This window comes from Staphylococcus sp. EG-SA-15 (genome assembly GCF_017151895.1).
Classification (GTDB): Bacteria; Bacillota; Bacilli; order Staphylococcales; family Staphylococcaceae; genus Staphylococcus; species Staphylococcus aureus.
Map to the genome: position 1 here is coordinate 1 of NZ_JACVZN010000193.1, position 218 is coordinate 218.

1 protein-coding gene is annotated in these 218 nt (G+C 35.3%); it reads left to right on the plus strand.

What is annotated here, in order from left to right; genetic code table 11:
• Positions 1–218 (plus strand): DDE-type integrase/transposase/recombinase (locus tag IDG64_RS15040; RefSeq protein ID WP_206171383.1); only part of this gene is annotated, 218 nt, incomplete at both ends.

Below are 218 nucleotides of genomic sequence, written 5' to 3' on the forward strand. Positions count from 1 at the left end.
GATATTTGGTTGCGTAAGCAACGAGATAATCATTCAGCATATGCGTTTATCAAACGTCTCATTAAACAATTTGGTAAACCTCAAAAGGTAATTACAGATCAGGCACCTTCAACGAAGGTAGCAATGGTTAAAGTAATTAAAGCTTTTAAACTTAAACCTGACTGCCATTGTACATCGAAATATCTGAATAACCTCATTGAGCAAGATCACCGTCATAT